The organism is Isoptericola sp. AK164 (assembly GCF_029643425.1).
Taxonomy (GTDB): domain Bacteria; phylum Actinomycetota; class Actinomycetes; order Actinomycetales; family Cellulomonadaceae; genus Isoptericola; species Isoptericola haloaureus.
This window is the reverse complement of record NZ_CP119106.1, coordinates 3,187,930-3,206,368: the sequence shown is the minus strand read 5'-3', so window position 1 is coordinate 3,206,368 and position 18,439 is coordinate 3,187,930. Positions and strand designations below refer to the sequence as shown.

12 protein-coding genes are annotated in these 18,439 nt (G+C 72.0%); 5 read left to right on the top strand and 7 right to left on the bottom strand.

From position 1 onward, the window contains the following. Positions 1-5 precede the first annotated feature (5 nt). From PO879_RS14720 to PO879_RS14705, 4 genes are all read right to left on the bottom strand, one after another. Positions 6-968, bottom strand: coding sequence for a sugar phosphate isomerase/epimerase (locus tag PO879_RS14720; protein ID WP_278235604.1), 963 nt, complete (start codon positions 966-968; stop codon positions 6-8). A gap of 125 nt (positions 969-1,093) precedes the next feature. Then, complete coding sequence (locus tag PO879_RS14715; protein WP_278235603.1) at positions 1,094-4,363, bottom strand: PQQ-dependent sugar dehydrogenase; 3,270 nt, start codon at positions 4,361-4,363, stop codon at positions 1,094-1,096. A 343-nt stretch (positions 4,364-4,706) separates the two neighbouring features. Then, positions 4,707-9,200 carry a hypothetical protein gene (locus PO879_RS14710; RefSeq protein ID WP_278235602.1) on the bottom strand — a complete coding sequence of 1,498 codons (4,494 nt, stop codon included), beginning with the start codon at positions 9,198-9,200 and terminating at the stop codon, positions 4,707-4,709. An 18-nt stretch (positions 9,201-9,218) separates the two neighbouring features. Further along, the gene (locus PO879_RS14705) at positions 9,219-10,304 is read right to left on the bottom strand and encodes a diacylglycerol kinase family protein (RefSeq protein ID WP_278235601.1); all 1,086 of its coding nucleotides are present in this window, start codon (positions 10,302-10,304) and stop codon (positions 9,219-9,221) included. A 107-nt stretch (positions 10,305-10,411) separates the two neighbouring features. Between PO879_RS14705 and serS the strand changes: the two genes are divergently transcribed. Further along, complete coding sequence (serS, locus tag PO879_RS14700; protein WP_278235600.1) at positions 10,412-11,680, top strand: serine--tRNA ligase; 1,269 nt, start codon at positions 10,412-10,414, stop codon at positions 11,678-11,680. A 1-nt stretch (position 11,681) separates the two neighbouring features. Continuing rightward, positions 11,682-12,503, top strand: a complete 822-nt coding sequence (locus PO879_RS14695) for an HAD family hydrolase (RefSeq protein ID WP_278235599.1) — start codon at positions 11,682-11,684, stop codon at positions 12,501-12,503. Positions 12,504-12,726: 223 nt separating this feature from the next. On the opposite strand, the gene map is transcribed toward PO879_RS14695, so the two are convergent. Then, positions 12,727-13,509: a type I methionyl aminopeptidase gene (map, locus tag PO879_RS14690; RefSeq protein WP_278235598.1), complete on the bottom strand. Its 783-nt coding sequence runs from the start codon at positions 13,507-13,509 to the stop codon at positions 12,727-12,729. Positions 13,510-13,747: 238 nt separating this feature from the next. Here map and PO879_RS14685 point away from each other — a divergent pair, with 238 nt between their 5' ends. The 3 genes from PO879_RS14685 to PO879_RS14675 all read left to right on the top strand — a co-directional run bounded on the left by PO879_RS14685 (position 13,748) and on the right by PO879_RS14675 (position 17,157). Then, entirely contained in the window at positions 13,748-15,145 is a 1,398-nt protein-coding gene (locus PO879_RS14685; RefSeq protein WP_278235597.1) for an ABC transporter substrate-binding protein, read from the top strand. Between the two features lie 72 nt (positions 15,146-15,217). Next, a complete protein-coding gene (locus tag PO879_RS14680; RefSeq protein ID WP_278235596.1) occupies positions 15,218-16,207 on the top strand; it encodes a sugar ABC transporter permease in 990 nt (329 codons plus the stop codon). Further along, a complete protein-coding gene (locus tag PO879_RS14675) occupies positions 16,204-17,157 on the top strand; it encodes a carbohydrate ABC transporter permease (RefSeq protein ID WP_278235595.1) in 954 nt (317 codons plus the stop codon). Before PO879_RS14680 ends, PO879_RS14675 begins: the two co-directional genes overlap by 4 nt. A 146-nt stretch (positions 17,158-17,303) precedes the next feature. On the opposite strand, the gene PO879_RS14670 is transcribed toward PO879_RS14675, so the two are convergent. After that, entirely contained in the window at positions 17,304-17,726 is a 423-nt protein-coding gene (locus PO879_RS14670; RefSeq protein ID WP_278235594.1) for a DUF805 domain-containing protein, read from the bottom strand. Between the two features lie 143 nt (positions 17,727-17,869). Beyond that, positions 17,870-18,313 carry a DUF805 domain-containing protein gene (locus PO879_RS14665; RefSeq protein ID WP_278235593.1) on the bottom strand — a complete coding sequence of 148 codons (444 nt, stop codon included), beginning with the start codon at positions 18,311-18,313 and terminating at the stop codon, positions 17,870-17,872. Between the last annotated feature and the right edge of the window lie 126 nt (positions 18,314-18,439).

The following is an 18,439-nucleotide window of genomic DNA, read 5'->3' as shown; positions in this document are numbered from 1 at the left end:
GGGGCTCAGTAGCGGAAGCTGGTGAGGAAGTCGAAGCTGTCCTCGGCGAACTCCGGCGTGGACGGGGCGCCGTCCCGCTCCACGACGTAGAGCTTCACGTGGCCGTGCGCGGCCCGCAGGATGGGACCCCACTCCAGCTCGCCCTCGCCGACGTCGGTCGGGATGCCCCGCTCGTCGCCGTTGAGGAGCCCGTCCTTGATGTGCAGCAGCTCGACGCGGTCGCCGTGCTCCTCGAGCAGCTCGGCGACGTCGTACCCGGCGTCGGCGGCCCAGAGGGTGTCGAGCTGGAAGGTCACGTACCGCGGGTCGGTGAGCTCGACCAGGTGCTCCCAGGCGCTCTTCACCTCGCCGGTGTCGGGGTCCGCGATCTGGGTCGTGAACTCCCACTGGTGGTTGTGGCCGAAGATCTTGCCGGTGCCGTTCTTGACGGACCGCTCCCCGAGGCGGTTCATGGTCGCGGCGGTCTCCGCGACCTCCTCGTAGGTGCTGGATCCGTCGCGCGCGATCCCCGGCGCCGCCCAGCCGCCGGAGCCCGTCCAGCGCTGCCCGAGGTCCTTGGCGTTCTGGAGCGAGGTGTCGAACGTGGCCTCGTTCGTGCTGCCGTGCGACGAGGGCGCCTTCATGCCGTGCTCGCGCAGCTCGGTGCGGAACTCGGCGGCCGAGTAGTCGCCGTACGAGCTGAAGCCGCCGCCGGGGCTGCCGAAGGGCTCGACGTTGCGGTAGCCGATCTCGTCGAGCTCGTCGATGACGGTGTCGATCCCCTCGGAGAACGTCCAGCCGAGGTAGCTGAACAGCTGGATCGAGATCTTCTCGGCCGGGACGGTCCGACCCTGGCCCTGGCCGGGGAAGTCGTCGCCGTGCGGGTGGTCGGGAACGGCGGCAGCCGGTGCGCCGGCCATGAGGCCGGTGGCGAGCAGGGCTCCGGCGGCGGTGGTGGCGATGGTGCGACGGGTCTTGTGCGTAGTCACTGCGTTCCTCCTCGGATGGGCAGCATCGGTGCTGCACAGGTGGATCGGTGGGCGGCTGCGGTGCCGCCCGGGTGGTGGGGCGGGGCCTCGGTGGCCCCGCCCCACCCGGTGCTCCGGAGAGCGGCTCAGCCGAGCTGGGCGATGAGCGCCTCGGCGTCGCGGATCAGCACCTCCTCGTCGGTGGCGTCGGCGAACCGCTGCAGGGCGTTCGCCGCCTGGGCGTCGCGGCCGGCGTCGGCGTGCCGCTCGGCCTGCTCGAGGAAGGCGTGCAGGCGGGCCGACTCGGACGTCGACAGCTCGCCGGCCTCGTCGAGGCGCTCGAGGTGCGCCGCGAGGTCGGCGGCCGAGGTGGTGACCGTGAAGCTCGCGGTCGCCTCGGCCGTGTTGCCGGCCTCGTCGGTCGCGGTCGCGACGACCTCGTGGTCGCCGAGGTCGAGCGTCCACAGCTCGATCTCGCCGGCCTCGATCTCCTCGCCGTCGAGCGTGAGGCTCCACGACGCGACACCGGAGGTGGCGTCCGAGGCCTCGGCGCCGAGGTCGAGGACCTCGGAGGAGCCGAGCTCGTCACCGTCGGCCACACCGGTCACTGCGACCTCGGGGGCCGTGGTGTCGATGGAGACGGTCACCTCGCCGGGCTCGGAGACGTTGCCGCCGGTGTCGATGACGCGGTACTGGACCTCGTGCACGCCGTCGTCGGACAGCGTGACCGGACGGATGCCGAACCAGGGGTGGCGGATGCTGTCCCAGGTCTCGCCGCCGTCGTACGACACCTCCGCGTCGCCGATCTCGCCGTCGTCGGTCCCGTTGACGGAGAGCGACACGGAGCCCGTGTACCAGCCGTTGTCACCGGTCGGCTCGGACGGGTTCAGCGAGTGGCTCGCCTCGGGCGGGGTGACGTCGCTGACGCCGTCGCCCTGGAACTCCAGGGTGTCGAGCTCGACGCCGCCGGTGGAGGTGACGAAGAGCTCGCCGGTGCCCTCGGGGAACGCGGTCACGTCCGCGGCCACGGTGGACCAGCCGGACGAGTCGAGGTCGGCGGTGGCGAAGGGCTCGGCGTCGGCCGCGCCCCAGCGGAGCGCGATCGTGCCGGTCCCGGCCCCGGTCACCTCGACGCCGTCGATCCCGGCGAAGTTCACCGGGTCCCAGGCGAGGTGGTCACCGGCGTCGAACGAGACGACCTTGGACAGTGCGCCCGCGGTGTCGTCGCTCACGACCTCCACGCCGGAGAACGTGTCGGCGTGCTCGGCCTCCTGGGTGAAGGTGTTGAGCAGCAGCGACGTCTCGGCCACGGCCGGCGGGATGTCCCCGTTGCCCTGGTCGGTGTAGTTCGCCACGACGACGGCGTACAGCTTCTCCGTCTCGCCGTGCTCCGGGGCGTCGGCCGGGGTGACCCAGGCGCCGGAGCAACCGCTGCCGAGCACCTCGGGGTGGGCGTGCGTGTCGTGGCCCAGACCCAGCGTCCAGGACAGGTTCGAGCACACCGTGTCGGTGCCGTCCTCCGGGTCCGAGGTGCTGAACGCGTACGGCACGGCGTCGCCCCAGGCGAAGAACGCGCCGTCGGCCGGGTAGTCGGCGGTCAGCGTCGGCGCCACGTTGCCGACCGTGATCAGCTCGGAGGTGAGGCCGATGCGGCCGGCCGGGTCGGTGACCCGCAGGCGAGCGGTGTACTGGCCGAGCTCGGAGTAGGTCGTGGTGATCTCCACGCCGGTCTCGTCGAACGTGCCGTCACCGTTGGTGTCCCACTCGTAGGTGAGCTCCTCGCCCTCGGGGTCGGTCGAGCCCGAGCCGTCCAGGGTCACCGTCAGCGGCGCCTCGGAGGACGAGATCGGGTCGGCTTCGATGACCGCGGTCGGGGCCTTGTTGCCCTCGGCGTAGTCGACGCGGTACAGGCCCGCCTCCGGGTTCTGCCGGAAGAAGCCGTTGCCGTAGTCGAGGATGTACAGCGACCCGTCGGGACCGAACTCCATGTCGATCGGGCCGTCGGTGATGGCCTGCACGTTGTCGGTCAGCGCCGCGTTGGGCAGCACGTGCTCGACGTGCGTGACGGGGCCGTCACGGTCCGGGATGGTCAGCCCGGCGATGTAGTCCTGGGAGAACTCGTAGAAGAACGCCTTGCCGTCCCAGTACTCCGGCCACTGGGTCTCGGGACCCTCCGGGTCGAAGGCGAAGGTCGGGCCGCCCATCGGGCCCTGGCCGCCCTGCGGGTCGAACTCGACGAACTCGTCGAACGGCTGGTCGCCCGGGTTGTCGCCGTAGTAGACCTGCGGCGCCGTCGCCGGCGGCAGGACGTCGAGGCCCGTGTTCCAGGTGGAGTTGTTCTCCGCCCCGGCCTCGCAGTCGAACCAGTCGCCCGGCGTCGCGGTCTCGAAGTCCCACTCGTTGTAGTTGGCGTTCGGGCCGTGGCAGTACGGCCAGCCGCCGTTGAGCGGCGTCGTCGTGCTCTGCCACTCGACGTAGCCCATCGGGCCACGCTCGTCGCTGGCGACACCGGAGTCGGGACCGTAGTCGCCCCAGCTCACCGCACCGGTGACGTCGTCGACGTCGATCCGGAACGGGTTGCGCAGGCCCATCACGAAGATCTCGGGACGGGTGCCCTCGGTGCCCGGCTCGAACAGGTTCCCCTCGGGGATCGTGTAGCTGCCGTCGTCCTCGGGGTGGATCCGCAGGATCGCGCCGCGCAGGTCGTTGGTGTTGCCGGCGCCGCGCCGCGAGTCGAACCCGGGGTTCATGCCGGGGGCGTTGTTGTTGGGGGCGAAGCCGTTGGAGCCCGGGGTACCGGCCGGCGTGTTGTCGCCGGTGGACACGTAGACGTTGCCCTCGGCGTCGAAGTCGATGTCACCACCGACGTGGCAGCACTGGCCGCGCTGGACCTCGACCTCGAGGATGTCCTGCTCGGTGCTCATGTCCAGGGCGCCGGCCTCGGCGTCCCACTGCACGCGGGTCAGCTGGTTGTAGCCCTTCCACTGGTCCCAGTAGGACTCGTCCTCGCCCTCGGGCAGGGAGTTGGGGGCCGAGCCGGACGGCGTCGTGGTGGGGTAGCCCTCGACGTCCATGACGCGGGGCGCGTAGTACAGGTACACCCAGCCGGACTCCTCGAAGTCCGGGGCCAGGGCGATGCCCTGCATGCCGTCCTCGGAGTTGGCGTAGACGTCGACGGTGTTGACCACCTCGGTGACGCCCGTGCTGGGGTCGGTGTGCCGGATCGCGCCGTCGCGAGCGGTGTGCAGCACCGACCCGTCGGGCATCACGGCCATGGCGATGGGCTCACCGGTGTTCTCGGTGAGCAGGATCTTCTCGTAGTTGGACCAGTCGAGCGCCGCCTCGGCGCCTTCCTCGGAGCCGTGGTCGACACCGTCGTGGGCCGACGCCGTCGCCGCTGCGATCGGCAGTGCCAACGCCGCGGTGGCTACCGCCGCGAGAGCACGTGAACGCATAGAATGGGACATCGCACTTGCCTTCCTGGATGTAGTGCGTGAGTGCCCCGCCGACGTCCCCGTCGCCGCCACGACGGATACGGACAGGGCGGGGTTTCTCATTCCGGGGTGTGGAGCAGGAGCCTCCTCTCGCGTCCGTGACGGAGAGCGTGCTGTGACCCGTTCCGCGGCGACGTCGCAGCGATCACGGGTCCGGTAGGCGACTGAATCGCCCGCTGGCGCGGCATCCGCGCCGCGCGGTCGTCAATGACCATGGCCCCGAATCTAGGGGCACTTATGACGAGTGTCAACCAAAAGATGTGACTCAGTTGGCAGACATCTGTCGAGAATCGTCGGTGCGGAGCACGAGCAGACCGATGAGCGGCACCGCGGGGAACAGCATGATCGTCACGACCCGGATGCCGTAGTCGTTCGCGAGCGCGCCGCCCACGCCCGCGATGAGCAGCGCCACCAGCACCGGGCGCAGCAGCGGCCACGCCTCCTCGGCCCGCTCGAGCCATCGCGCGGAGAAGCGTGGACCCGCCCACAGGGCAGCCACGACCCCGAGCAGGACGGCCAGCGACAGCCAGGCCGGCGGACCGCCGTCCAGGGAGCCGAGGGCGTAGCCCGCCTTGCGCCAGATCGTCTCGACGGCGGTCCCGTCCACCACGGACTGCACGAAGGCGCCCAGGTGCGAGCGCTCCGCCGGCGGCCGCAGCCAGTCCAGGACGCCGATGACGGCGACCAGCAGCACGCCGGCGCCCCCGGCGACCAGCAGCTTGCGCCAGGTCAGCCGCGCGCCGAGCGCCGCGAGCACCAAGACGGCGAACACCGGGACCAGGACCAGCCCGCCCCCGACGTCGACGCCGAACGTGGGCCAGACCGTCACGACCAGCGCGACGAGGCCCACGACGCCCGCGACGACGGCGCCGGCGACCCGACCCCACCGCCGTGCGACGACGGTCGCGAGCCCCGCGGCGGCGAGCACCGCCACGACCGCGTAGACCGAGTACGTCGGGTTGCCGAAGCCGTAGAACCGGCCGCCCAGCGTGGGCGCCGCGCCGAGCGGGCTGCCGCGGTGCAGGGGCGTGCCCAGCACCGCGTCCAGGGTGAGCACCACGAACGTGACCGTGGCGAGCACGACCGTGCCCGCCCACGCCGGGCGACGCGGCGCCAGGGTCCCGACGAGAGCCACCAGCGCGGTGCCGCCCGCGAGCGCCACCCACAGACCCGCCTGCGGGTCCGGCATCCGCCACCACGACCAGGTCGTCATGAGGAACGAGGCCGCCGGGATCGCCGCGCACACCAGCAGGACCGTCTCCAGCGCACCCGTCCACAGCCGGGTGGTGCGGTCGGAGGCGCGTCGTCGGACCGTCGGCAGCAGGAACACGACCAGGCCGAAGGCGGCGAGGGCGACGTTGGTCGGCAGCCCGGTCACGGCGCCGGTGACCTCGCGCAGGCCGTGGTCCCGCTCCGTCAGGGACGACAGGTCGCGGACCGTGGCGCCCGTGCCGCTCGGACGCTGCTCGCTGAGCGTCACGGGCGCCCCGGAGAAGTCCGTCGGCCGTGGCAGGTCGAAGTCCGCGACGAGGGTCGGGGGCAGGTCCAGCAGCCGGACGACGCCGACCCAGCGGGTGGCCGAGGACGCCAGGTACGACGGCGCGGCGTCCGTGTGCGTCCGGGCGACGCCCACGCCGAGCGCCGGCCGCGTGGGCGCGGGGTTCCCCATGTCGGCGACGAGCACGGTGACGTCCCGCGGGGCGGCGAGCAGGACGCTGCGCACCGTCGCGTCGACGTCGCGCAGCATGGCGTCCCGCTCCGGCCCGGGTTGCGTCGCGTCCGTCGGCACGGGCCGGGCGTCCGATCCCTCGCCGGTCGGGTGGTAGGGCGCGGCGCCGGCGTCCACGACGGTCACCGGGCACGAGAACGCGTCGTCCGGGTCCTGCAGCGCGGCGTCCAGGGTCCGGTACCGCTCGACGGTGCCGTCGCGGCCCGCGAGCGTCAGGGCGGCCGCGGGGCCGACCGCCGTCGTGCAGACGTCCCCCGCGGACAGGGTCTCGCCCAGCACCCCGGGGTGCGGGTTGAACTCCGAGACCGCCTGCTCGGCCTGCAGCGCGTCCCAGCCGTCGACGACGGCGCCCTCGCCGTCCGCCGTCACCCCCCAGTCCGTGCAGCGCCAGGTGCCGTCGTCGAACGCGCCGGTGACGGTGCTGCGGCCGGCCGACAGGCTGAGCCACCCGGCGGCCCGGCAGTCCCCGGACGGTCCGGTGGTGGTCGTCGTCATCCCGCCGGCGCTCGCGCCGTCGCGCAGCAGGCCCCACAGGGTCGGGGTGCGGGTGGGGGAGACGTCCTGCCAGCGCAGACCGTTCGTGCCGACGACGACGACCGGTTCCTCGTCGGTCAGCACGGGATCACCTCCGGCGGTGACGTCCCCGGCGTGGGACATGCCGCCCGCCGGCACCGCGGCGCCGCCGAGCTGCAGCGCGACCACGACGCCGGCGGCCACGCCGAGGATCCGGCGTCCCGTGCCCCGGGCGGCGCCGGAGGGCGCGGCGGGCGGGGTGAGCGCCGCCTCGAGGCGGCCGACAAGCAGCAGCGGGGTGCCGACGAGCAGCACGTACATCGCCACCACGACGCCCGAGTCGTTGACGACGGTGCCGACGACGCCGACGGTGACGACCGCCAGGACGGCACGGCGCAGCAGGGGCTCGCGGGCGTAGGCCGCGGCGACGCCGTCGAGCCGGGCCCGGCGCGGGTCGATCACGGCCCAGGCCGCGAGCGCGCAGACGACGGCGGCGAACGCCCCGGCGGGGTTCGCCACCGTGGCCCAGGCTCCGGCCGCCTTGCCGGCGATCACCGCCAGGGCGGTGCCGTCCAGGACGGAGTCGACGAACCCGCCCAGGTGCGTCGCCGGGGGCAGGGCCCAGTCCAGGACGGCGACGACGGCGACCACGAGGGCGGAGGCGGCCAGCACGAGCAGCACGCGCCGCCAGGTCAGCCGGATCCCGGCGACGCCGAGGACCAGCACGGCGAAGGCGGGCACGAGCGCGAGGATTCCGCCGAGGTCGGCGCCGAACGGCGGCAGCCCGTCGACGAGCACGGTGACCGTGCCGACCGCGGCGGCCGACCACGCCTGGGCGCGGCGGGAAGCGCCCCGGTCGCGCAGCAGCGCGGCGATGCCGGCGGCGAGCACGAGGCCGACGACGGCGTACACGGCGAACACCGAGTTGGAGAACCCGTAGAAGCGCGCCCCGAGCGAGGGGGCGGGGCCGAGCAGCGACCCCTGCTGCAGCGTGGTGCCGGTCAGGCCGTCCACCGTGAGCACGAGCCAGGTGATCGCCGCGAGGGCCGTGGGCAGCCGCCACGGCGTGCGCGGCAGCAGCAGCCGGGCCCACCACGCGCCGAGCGCCACGGCGAGCGCGGCGGCACCGATCGCGAGGCACAGGACCGCGACCGGGACCGGCCACACCCACCAGCGCGACAGCGTGGCCAGGGTGGCGGCGGCGGGCAGCGAGGCCACGACGGTCAGCACCGCGATCGCCAGCCCCGTGCGCCACGGCGGCGGGACGGCCGCGGGGGACCCCGCGGACGCGGCGTCGCCGGTGCGCCGGCGACGCCCGAGCAGCAGCCCGGTCACGACGCCGACCACGCCGAGCGCGAGCACGCCGACCAGCACCGGCGTCATGCGCGGCAGGGTCTCGGTCAGGACGGACAGGTACTGCCGGTTCTCGACGGTGCGGAACACCGACAGCCGACGGTCCTCGCCGCGTTCCAGCGGGGACCCGGTGAACGCGGAGACGAGCCCGGCCAGCCTGCTGTCGGGGTCCTGCTCGGCGGCGGCCAGCTCGTCGGGATCGGCGTCGGTGAGCAGGGCGTCGGCCAGCGTCGCGGACAGGTCGCCGGCCACCACCACGCCGGGCCAGCGTGACGAGGTGGAGGTCAGCCAGGTGGCCTGGCCGCCCGGACGCGTCCAGTCCACCACCACCTGCAGGTCGGCGGGTCCCAGCGGGGTGTCGGCCAGACCGGCCACGACGAGCCGGCCGCCGGCGGGCAGCAGGTCGGCGATCCGTCCGACGGCCGCGTCGACGGCGGCGACGGCGTCGGCCCGCTCGGTGGCCGCGTCCGGGAGCTCGCCGAGGTCGACCACCGTCACGGGGCAGGTGGTCAGGTCCTCCGCCGCCGTGACGTCGTCGGGGTCCGCGAGGTAGCGGGGCACGTCGCCGGACCGGTCCGCCGTCGCGAGGGCAGCGCCCGGGCCGACCGCCGTCGTGCACGTGCCCACCGTGCGGGCCAGCTCGCCGAGGGTGCCGGGCTCGGCACCCGTGGAGGCCAGGGCGTCCTCGTCGACGAGCGCGCCCCAGCCGGGCACCTGCGTGGGCCCGGCGTCGTCCGCCCCCCGGACCGCGGGCAACGGCGGGCAGGGCTGCTCCGGCTCCCCGGCCGTCGCGCGGCCGTCGTCCTCGCCGTCGTCACCTCCGCCGGTGCTGTCTCCGTCCGCGCCCGCGCCGGTGTCCTCGGGCCGCTCGGTCACGACCCGGCTGCCCGCGGAGAGCGAGAGCCAGGCGTCCCGCGGGCAGGTCGGGGTCAGGGTGCGGACCGAGACCGACGCGACCGACCCGCCGCCCACCAGCCGCCACAGGTGCGGGGTGCGCGCGGCGTCGATGTCCGTCCACTGCAGCCCGGCGACGCCGGCCAGCACGAGCGGCGTGTCGGTCGGGGCGGCGGACTCCTCGGCGTGCGCGCTCGTCGGCAGGACGACGGACGCGGCGGTGACCAGGAGCGCCACCACGGCGACGACGAGTCGGACGAGGAGACGCACCCCGTCAGCCTATGCGGCTCAGGCGGGCGCGCGGACCACCAGCGCCCCGGGCTCGACCCACGTCTGGATCTGGACCGCCTTGCCGAGCACCTCGCCGTCGACCTGCGCCTGCTCGCCGTCCTCGACGCGGATCGTGGCCCGCCGGGCCTTGACGTGGTCGATCCGGCCGATCTTGGCCCGCATGTCGTTCTGCACGCCCATGCCCTGCGCGACGACCTCGCCGAAGAGCTGTGCCCAGCCGGCCAGCCCGCCACGCGTGTCGATCGCCGCGACGTCGAGCACGCCGTCGTCCAGCGCCGCGTCCGGCAGCAGGTTGATGCCGCCCGGCAGCCGGCCGCAGTTGCCGACCATGATGCTGCGCAGCCTGGCCTCGACCGGTTCCTCGTCGTCGACGGTGATGCGGGTGGCCATGCGCCGACCGTGCAGGTGGCGCGCCCCGGCCAGGAAGTAGGCGACCCAGCCCATCTTCGCCTTGAGCTGGTCGTCGGCGTCGGCCACCATCGCGGCGTCGAAGCCGAGGCCGGCGATGACGAGGAACAGGTGGTCGGTGTCGTCCGGCTCCTCGTCGGGCGGCCGCTCGGTGACGCGGACGCGGCCCACGTCGATCGACCGGTCGATCCCGCCGAGGACGACCGCCAGCGCGTCCTTCGGGTCCGTCAGCGGCAGGTCGAGGTTGCGTGCCAGCAGGTTGCCCGTCCCGGCCGGGATGATGCCCATCGGCACCTCGGACCCGAGCATGCCCTCGGCGACGGCGCGGACGGTGCCGTCCCCGCCGGCCGCGACGACGATGTCGGCCCCGTCGCGCACGGCGGCGCGGGCCTGCCCGATGCCGGGGTCGTCGACGGTCGTCTCGTAGAAGCGTGGTGCCGGCAGCGCCGCCTCCCCGGCGACCCGGCGCACGGTCTCCATCGCCTGCTGCGTGCTCTCCTTGGAGGGGTTCACCACCACGGCGAGCTGGGGACGCTGCGGACGGTCGGCCGGCGTCGCCCGACCCGACGACGGGGCGGCGGCGTGCCGGCTGCGTCGCAGGACGACCAGCGCGACCACCAGTGCGGTCAGGCCGACGACCAGTGCGACGATCCCGACGGTGAGTTCCCAGGGCATGTCCGAAAGATAGGGCTGATCCCCCTCGACCGCACGACGGCGTCGGCGGCGCGTCGCCGCGCGGACGTCCGGGAGCGGAAGCCCTCGCGGCCGTTAGGCTGGCGGGCGTGATCGACATCCGTCTCCTGCGCGACAACCCCGACGCCGTCCGCGCGAGCCAGCGTGCCCGCGGCGAGGACCTCGACCTGGTGGACGCGGCGCTGGCCGCCGACGCCCGCCGGCGCTCCTCCTTGGCGGAGTTCGAGTCCCGGCGGGCCGAGCAGAAGGCGATGGGCAAGCAGGTCGCCCAGGCGACCGGCGACGAGAAGGCCGCGCTCATCGGCCGGACCAAGCAGCTCGCCCAGGAGGTCAAGGACCACCAGGCCGCCGTGAACGAGGCCGAGGCCGAGCTCGACGAGCTGCTGTTCCGGATCCCGAACATCGTCGAGGGCGCCCCGGCGGGCGGCGAGGAGGACTTCGTCACCGTCAAGGCCGTCGGCACGCCGCGCGACTTCGCGGCCGAGGGCTTCGAGCCGCGTGACCACCTCGACCTCGGCGAGGGTCTCGGCGCGATCGACACCCAGCGCGGCGCGAAGGTCTCCGGCTCGCGGTTCTACTTCCTCACCGGTGTCGGCGCCCGCCTCGAGCTCGCCATCCTGCAGGCCGCGATGGACAAGGCCGTCGCCGAGGGCTTCACCCCGATGATCACGCCCACGCTCGTCACCCCGGAGACGATGCGGGGCACCGGGTTCCTGGGGGAGCACTCCGACGAGGTGTACCGCCTCGAGCGGGACGACCTGTACCTGGTCGGCACCTCCGAGGTGGCGCTCGCGGGCTACCACGGCGACGAGATCATCGACCTGTCCGACGGCCCGAAGCGGTACGCGGGCTGGAGCGCCTGCTACCGCCGCGAGGCGGGCTCGCACGGCAAGGACGTGCGCGGCATCATCCGCGTGCACCAGTTCCACAAGGTGGAGATGTTCAGCTACTGCTCCGTGGACGACGCCGAGGCCGAGCACCAGCGTCTGCTCGCCTGGGAGGAGGCCATGATGGCCGCGGTCGAGCTGCCCTACCGGGTGATCGACACGGCGGCCGGGGACCTCGGCACCAGCGCGGCGCGCAAGTTCGACTGCGAGGCGTGGCTGCCCACCCAGCAGCGCTACCTCGAGCTGACCTCGACCTCCAACTGCACCACGTTCCAGGCGCGGCGGCTCAACGTGCGCGAGCGCGCCGAGCACGGCACGCGGACCGTGGCGACCCTCAACGGCACCCTCGGCACCACCCGGTGGATCGTCGCGATCCTGGAGAACCACCAGCAGCCGGACGGCTCCGTGCGGGTCCCCGAGGGACTGCGCCCCTACCTCGGCGGACTCGAGGTCCTCGAGCCGGTGCGCTGAGATGGCCCGGACCCTGCCTCCGGACGGCCCGATGCTCGTCGCCCTCGACATCGACGGGACCCTGCTGTCCTACGACGGCGACCTCACCGACGCCGTGCGCGAGGCCGTCGGGGCGGTCCGCGAGGCCGGGCACGAGGTCGTGCTCGCCTCCGGACGGTCGCTGCTGGCCATGCTCCCGGTCGCGTCCGCGCTCGGGATCGAGACCGGGTGGATGGTGTGCTCGAACGGTGCCGTCACGGTCCGGCTGGACCCGGCGTCGTCGCAGGGGTGGGCCACCGAGGACGTCGTGACGTTCGACCCCGAGCCGGCGCTGCGCCTGCTGCGCGAGCAGCTCCCGGACGCGCGGTACGCCGTCGAGGACCTCGGCGTCGGGTTCCGGATGACGGAGCACTTCCCGGACGGCGAGCTGGAGGGCGAGCACGTCATCGTCCCCATGGAGGACCTCTGGTCGACCGAGGTCACCCGTGTCATCGTGCGCCGGCCGGACTCGACGTCGGGGCACTTCCACGAGCTGGTCGAGCACCTCGGCCTCGAGGACGTCACCTACGCCGTGGGGTGGAGCGCCTGGATGGACCTCGCCCCGCTGGGGGTGTCCAAGGCGACGGCGCTCGAGCAGGTGCGGCGACGGCGGCACCTGCAGCCGCACCGCACGGTCGCGATCGGCGACGGGCACAACGACCTCGAGATGCTGCGCTGGGCGGCCCGCGGCGTCGCGATGGGGCACGCGGACGACGCCGTGCAGACGGCCGCGGACGAGGTCACCGGGCCGATCGAGGACGACGGCGCGGTCGAGGTGCTCCGCTCCCTCCTCCCGCCGAGGTAGGCAACTTTCCCACCAGGTAGGCAAGGTCGGGCCGAGATAGGCAAAACCTCGGCGAGGTAGGCAACTTTCCCACCAGGTAGGCAAGGTCGGGCCGAGGTAGGCAACGTCCGGCTGCGCGGCCGGACCTCCGAGGGGGACCTGCCTACCTCGCCGAGAAGTTGCCTACCTCGTCCTCGTTCTGCCTACCCCGCGGAGAAGTTGCCTACCTCGGCGGAGCGCGGGGTCAGTCGCGGGCGGTGAGGACGATCGGCCCGTCGGCGGTGATGGCGATCGTGTGCTCGCTGTGCGCCCCGCGCGAGCCGTCGACCGAACGCAGCGTCCAGCCGTCGTCGTCGGTGTAGATCTCGTCGGTGGTCTCCAGGAACCACGGCTCGATGGCGATGACGAGCCCGGGACGCAGCGGGAAGCCTCGGCCGGCGCGGCCGTCGTTCGGCACGTGCGGGTCGCCGTGCATCGTGCGTCCGACACCGTGACCGCCGAAGTCGGTGTTGATCGTGTAGCCGGCCTCCCGGGCGACCGCGGCGATCGCGGCGGAGATGTCCCCGACCTTCTTCCCCGGCTGCGCGGCGGCGATCCCGGCCTCGAGCGCGACCTCGGTGGTGCGGATCAGCTTCTCGTCCGCGGCGGCGCGCTCCTCGGACGGCGACTCCCCGACGACGAAGGACATCGCGGAGTCCGAGACCCAGCCGTCCACGGCGACCGCGAAGTCGAGGGTGAGCAGGTCGCCGTCGACGAGGTCGTAGTCGTGCGGGAGCCCGTGGAGCACGGCGTCGTTGACGGAGGTGCAGATCACCTTGCCGAACGGGCTCGCGCCGAAGGAGGGGTGGTAGTCGATGTAGCAGGACTCGGCACCGCGCTCCTTGATGAGCCGGTGCGCCAGGGCGTCGAGCTCGAGCAGGTTGACGCCGGGCTCGGCGGCCTCGCGGACAGCCTGCAGCGTCTCGGCGACGAACCGGCCGGCAGGACGCATCTCCTCGATCTCACGGGGCGTCCTCAGCTCGATCATGGTGGTCCTTCCGGTGCGGTCCGACGGTGTCGGCTCAAGGGTGTCACAGATCCGACCCCGTCTTGATCGTTACGGCATCGTCATCAAGTTGTGCACGCTGTGAGGTTGCACCGCGTGAAACCTTGCGGTCGACTTTCACCAGGAACGACGTGTCCGGTGGCGGCCGGTCGAAGTCCTGGACGGGTCCGACGGCGGACGGCCGCCGGGCGACCACACACGATGGAGTGGAGGGTCTGCGATGACACGAAGGACCACGACGAGCGCACGCCGACGGCTGGCGGCGGTGGCCGCCGGTGCCGGTCTCGCCCTCGTGCTCGCCGCGTGCGGCGGCGGGGACGACGACGGCGGTGGCGGCGACGACATGGGCGAGGGCGGTGGCGGAGGTGCCGCCGCGGACATCGACTGTGCCGCGTACGACGAGTTCGGTGACCTCGAGGGCACGAGCGTCAGCATCTACACCTCGATCGTCGACCCCGAGCAGACGCAGCAGGAGAACTCCTACGACGCGTTCGAGGAGTGCACCGGGGTCACGGTGGAGTACGAGGGTTCGCGCGAGTTCGAGGCGCAGCTGCTCGTCCGCATCCAGGCGGGGAACACGCCCGACATCGCCTACATGCCGCAGCCGGGCCTGCTGAACACGATCGTGTCCGACTTCCCGGACGCCGTCGTGGAGGCTCCGGAGGCGACCGCGGCCAACGTCGACGAGTACTTCAGCGAGGACTGGAAGGAGTACGGCTCGGTCGACGGCACCTTCTACGCCGCCCCGCTGGGCGCGAACGCGAAGTCGTTCGTCTGGTACAACCCGGCGATGTTCGCCGACGCCGGCTACGAGGTCCCCGAGACCTGGGACGAGCTGATGGAGCTCAGCGAGACGATCGCCACCGAGCAGGAGGTCCTGCCGTGGTGCGTGGGCTTCGAGTCCGGTGACGCGACCGGCTGGCCCGGTACGGACTGGATCGAGGACGTCGTGCTCCGCACGGCCGGCCCCGACGTGTACGACCAGTGGTACATGCACGAGATCCCGTTCAACGACCCTCAGATCGTGGACGCGTTCGACACCGCCGGGGAGATCCTCAAGAACCCGGACTACGTCAACGCGGGACTGGGCGGCGTGGACTCGATCGCCACCACGCCGTGGGACCAGGCCGGCGTCGGTGTCCTGGACGGCACCTGCTGGATGTACCGCATGGCCAACTTCTACGCCACGCAGTGGCCGGAGGGGACCGAGGTCGGGTCGGACGGTGACGTGTACGCCTTCTACCTGCCCGGCGACGGGGAGACCCAGCCGATGCTGGGCGGCGGGGAGTTCGTGCTCGCGTTCGAGGACCGCCCGGAGGTGCAGGCGTTCCAGACCTACCTCGCCAGCGCCGACTGGGCCAACCAGAAGGCCATCGCCACGCCCGACGGCGGCTGGATCAGTGCGAACAACGGCCTGGACGTGAGCAACCTCGCCACGGAGTTCGACCAGGACGCCGCCGCGATCCTCGCCGACGAGAACACCGTGTTCCGGTTCGACGGCTCGGACCTGATGCCCGGTGAGGTCGGTGCCGGGACCTTCTGGACCGGGATGGTGAACTGGGTGACCGGCTCCTCCACCCAGGAGGTCACCGACCAGATCGAGAACAGCTGGCCGTGACGTCCCTGGACCGGGTCCGCCGACAGACGGTCGGCGGACCCGGTCCGTCCTACGCCGTGAGGAGAGAATGTCGTGGACTGGTTGCTGAATCCTGACACGGTCACCCAGAAGTTCGTCGTCATGGGCGTCGGCATCGCGCTGTTCGTCGCGGTGATGAGCCTGATCCTGTTCCTGGTCGACCGGCCGAAGCGCATCCCGTCGTGGGTGGTCGCCGTGGGTTTCGTCGGCCCCGCCCTGCTGCTCATCGCCTACGGTCTGCTGCGACCGGGGCTCGAGACGCTCTACAACTCGTTCTTCAACCGCACCACCACCGAGTTCGTCGGTCTCGACAACTACGTGACGATGTTCACCGGTGCCCAGTTCCAGAAGGTGCTCGTCGTGACCGCGGCCTGGGTGGTCCTGGCCCCGCTGGTGAGCACGTTCGTCGGGCTGGTCTACGCGGTGCTGGTCGACCGGGCCCGCTTCGAGAAGGTCGCCAAGACGCTGATCTTCATCCCGATGGCGATCTCGATGGTCGGCGCCTCGATCATCTGGGGCTTCGTCTACGAGTTCCGGCCCGACCAGCCGGGCATCGAGCAGATCGGTCTGCTCAACCAGCTGCTGGTCTGGCTCGGACTGCCACCCCAGCAGTTCCTCATCGGCGAACCGTGGAACACCGGGTTCCTCATCGTCGTCATGATCTGGATCCAGACCGGTTTCGCCATGACGGTGCTCGCGGCGGCGATCAAGGCCATCCCGGACGACATCGTCGAGGCGGCTCGCCTCGACGGGCTGCACGGGATGGGGATGTTCCGCTACATCACCGTGCCGAGCATCCGGCCGGCCCTCGTCGTCGTCCTGACCACCATCGCCATGACGACGCTCAAGGCGTTCGACATCGTCCGCACCATGACCGGCGGCCAGTTCGGCACCCAGATCATCGCGAACGAGTTCTACACGCAGGCGTTCCGCCAGAACAACCAGGGACTGGCCGCTGCGCTCGCCGTGGTCCTGTTCATCCTGGTCGTGCCGATCGTCGCCTACAACGTGCGGCAGATGCGTAGGTCGGAGGAGATTCGATGAGTACGACGCCGCCCGTCCCCACGACGAACCCCGAGACGGAGGACACCGCTCCGGTCAAGGAACGCAAGCTCACCCGCCTCGAGAAGCGGGCCATCGCCACCAAGGGCCGTCTGACCTCGCCGTGGGCCTCCCTGACCGCGGTGATCCTGGCGATCCTGTGGACGATCCCCACGGTCGGGCTGCTCGTGACGTCGTTCCGGCCGGAGATCGACATCCGCCGCAGCGGCTGGTGGACCGTCATCCCCGGTATCTTCACGGGCGAGACGGAGTTCACGCTCGACAACTACGACCAGGCGCTCTACGGCAGCGGGACGGGACTGTCGGAGGTGTTCATCAACACCTTCGTCATCACGATCCCGGCGGTGATCATCCCGATCACCGTCGCGCTGCTGGCTGCCTACGGGTTCGCGTGGATCGAGTTCCCCGGCCGCAACCTGCTGTTCGTGGCGGTCTTCGCGCTGCAGGTGGTGCCCATCCAGGTCACCCTCGTGCCGCTGCTGACCAACTACAACAACTGGGGCATGGCCGGGTCGTTCTGGGCCGTGTGGTTGTCCCACTCGATCTTCGCGCTGCCGCTCGCGGTGTTCCTGCTGCACAACTTCATGAAGGACATCCCGCGCTCGCTCGTCGAGGCGGCCCGCGTCGACGGCGCCGGCCACGTGAAGATCTTCTTCCGCGTGCTGTTCCCGCTGCTCGTGCCGGCGATCGCGGCGTTCGGGATCTTCCAGTTCCTCTGGGTCTGGAACGACCTGCTCGTCGGCCTGACCTTCGCGGCACCGGAGTACCGGCCGCTGACGGTGGCCGTCGCCGAGCTCGCGGGTACCCGCGGCGGTGACTGGCACATCCTGACCGCCGGGGCGTTCATCTCGATGATCGTGCCGCTGATCGTGTTCCTGCTGCTCCAGCGCTACTTCGTGCGCGGGATGCTGGCGGGGGCGGTGAAGGGGTAGCTCTCGTCCCTGGCGGGGATGCGCAAGGCCTTCGCGACGTCGCGTTCACGGCCGCAGGGCGGCCTCCACTTCGGGGACGACGACGTCGCGAAGGCCTTGCGCATCCCCGCCGGACCTGGGTCCGGTGCGCGGGACGACGGCGGTGCTCAGACGGTGTGCTGCACCGGCGCGGCGGCACCCTTCGGGCTGGGGCCGAAGCGGTTCTGGCCGAGCGAGCCCTCCAGCACCATGAAGACCAGCAGGACGATGGGGCCGACGAACGGCACGAGGCCGATGAACCACCAGAAGCCGGAGCGGTCCGTGTCGTGCAGGCGGCGGACGGTCACGGCGAGGTTGGGCAGGAGGAGCGCGAGGCCGACGACGACGACGAGCAGGTAGCTGGCGCCGAACTCCGGCATCATCGTCTCGGCGTTGATCGAGTAGCCGCCGGTGGCGGCGACGACGACCGAGACCACGATGTTGACCAGGAACAGGAACAGCGCCCACCACCAGAACTCCGAGCGGCGGGCTCGGCCCGAGAAGGTCGCGTACTTGCTGAAGACGGTCTTGACGGCTTCGCCGAATCCCATGATGTGCCTTTCGTGACGGTCGATCGTCGCCACCCTGCGTGCCGACGCGTGCCGAACCTAGGGCACCGCACACCTCACGTCCAGGAGATCATCAGGGTTTCTCCACATCGGGTCGTCGGCGCTGGTCAGCCCGGCAGGTCGGATCAGCTCGGCAGGTCGGACCGGTACCTCGGGTCGCGGCCGAAGCGGTTCGGTCCCGTGGTTCCCTCCAGCACCATGAGCACGAGCAGGATGATCCATCCGACCAGGGGGACCAGGCCGATGAACCACCAGAAGCCGGAGCGGTCGGTGTCGTGCAGACGGCGCACGGTCACCGCCAGGTTGGGGAGCAGCAGCGCCAGACCGACCAGGAGCGTCACGAAGTACATGCCGCCGATCTCGGGCATCCCGGTGTCCGGGTCGAGGGTGAAGCCACCCGTGGCGGCCGCGATCACGGAGAGCGCGATGCTGACGAGCAGCACGAACAGGTACCACCACCAGAACTCCGCGCGGCGTGCCCGCCCCGAGAAGGTCGCGTACTTGCCGAAGACGGTCGTGACGGCCTCGCCGAACCCCATGCCGAGCTCCTCGTGCAGGTCGATGGACATCTCGTCCCGGAACCTCTCGGTGACATCCTGGCGGCTGCGGCCGGACCTCGCGCGGCGACACGACCGCGCCGCGTAGGCTCCCCGCGTGCCCGACGCGACCTCCCCCGCCCGGCCCGGCTCGCCGCC